Raw genomic sequence first — 1653 nt, 5'->3', positions numbered from 1 at the left:
TCGCCGTACCTGCGCGAGCACCAGCGCTGGCAGGGCGAGGTCTGCTGGGAGTGGCTGGCCCAGCGGCGCGGCTGGTGACGGCGCCGCGCGCCGTCGGCGTACGAGCGGCGTACCCGGCCGTACCCGCTCACGTCCGGGAGTGGGTCGAGGCCACGCTCGGCTCCCCGGTGGTCGAGACGCACGAGCAGGTCGGCGGCATGTCGCCCGGCTGCGCGACCCGGCTGGTGTGCGCGGACGGCACCCGAGCCTTCGTCAAGGCCGTGGGCACGACGCTCAACCCGCACACCCCGGTGCTGTTCCGCCGCGAGGTGCTCGCCCTCGAGCTGCTGGGCCGCCACTCGCTGTGGGCCGGACTGGTGGCGTCGTACGACGACGGCGACTGGGTGGCCCTGATCCTCGACGACGTCGAGGGGGCCCACCCCGACCTGTCACTGGACGAGGAGATGGACCGGCTGGTCCGCCAGACCGACGAGCTGTCGGCCGTCATGAACTCCCGCGTCGAGTCGCTCCCTGCTCCGGCGTCCGACAGCGACGGGCAGGCGCTCTACCGCCCGGGCCCCACGGACTTCGCGACCGTGGTCCGCGTCTGGCTCGAGGCCTTCGAGCACGCCCACGAGGTGCCGCCGGACCTGCTGGCGCCGTGGGTGCTGCCCCGGATCGATCGGTTGCGGGAGGGAGTGGCCCGGCTCGCCGACGAGGCCATGGACACGGTCGTTCATGTCGACATCCGCAACGACAACCTGGTGCAGCGACCCACGGGGGACCTGGTGTTCGTGGACTGGGGAGCCTTCKGGCGGGGCCCCGCCTGGCTGGACCCGCTGGTCGCACGACTCGAGCGGGTCGACCGCCCGTGGTTCGACGAGTCGCTCGGCTCGTCGGCCGCCCTGCGGGACGCCGGCGACGAGCCGGTGACCTCCTGGCTGGTCGGGATGGGGGTCCACCTGGCCTGGCGGGCGCACACCTCCGTGGACGTCAACCTGCCCACCCTGGCCGCGTTCCGTCGCACCGAGTCCCGCCGGTTCCTCAGCGCCGCACGACGTAGGATCGGGCCCGCCTGAGGGAGCCCGATCCCGGCCGGACAGGGCGATTTGGGCGCTCCCCGGCGTGAGCGGTAGTGTCTCTGCTTGCATGTCCGGCGCCGCCCCGCACCTCGGAACCAGATCCCGTGGGATCAGATCCCGTGGAGGGCAGTCGGCAGCCGACATCAGTCTTCTGACACCCGGCTTTCCCTGACCAGCACGAGCGAGCAAAGGTTCACCTGTGGCCAACATCAAGTCCCAGATCAAGCGCAACAAGCAGAACGAGAAGGCGCACGAGCGCAACAAGGCCGTCAAGACCGGCCTCAAGTCCGCCGTCCGCAAGTTCCGCCAGGCCGCCGAGGCCGGCGACAAGGACGCCGCCCTGATTGCCGGGCGCGACGCCACCCGCAAGCTCGACAAGGCCGCCTCCAAGGGCGTGATCCACAAGAACCAGGCCGCGAACCGCAAGTCGGCCATCGCGAAGCAGGCCGCCTCGCTCTGAGCCGACCCGCTCCTGCTCGACCCGTCAGGTGACACCTGGCGGGTCGAACTCATTTCGGGACCAAACCACGTGCTGGGCTCGCGACGACAGCGCCCGCTCAGCGTGGGGTGCGCAGGCCGGTCACGGTGAGGA

Annotated in this window: 2 protein-coding genes; both read left to right on the top strand. The window is 71.4% G+C overall.

Going from position 1 to position 1653, the window contains the following annotated elements:
- The first annotated feature begins 167 nt into the window (after nucleotides 1-167).
- Nucleotides 168-1058: a hypothetical protein gene (locus tag ACXJKL_RS20605; protein WP_457208859.1), complete on the top strand. Its 891-nt coding sequence runs from the start codon at nucleotides 168-170 to the stop codon at nucleotides 1056-1058.
- A gap of 202 nt (nucleotides 1059-1260) precedes the next feature.
- Nucleotides 1261-1521, top strand: coding sequence for a 30S ribosomal protein S20 (gene rpsT, locus ACXJKL_RS20600; RefSeq protein WP_457208858.1), 261 nt, complete (start codon nucleotides 1261-1263; stop codon nucleotides 1519-1521).
- Nucleotides 1522-1653 lie beyond the last annotated feature (132 nt).

The organism is Nocardioides sp. P5_C9_2 (assembly GCF_054049555.1).
The sequence above is the reverse complement of the archived record's forward strand: the minus strand, read 5'-3'. Positions and strand labels throughout refer to the sequence as shown.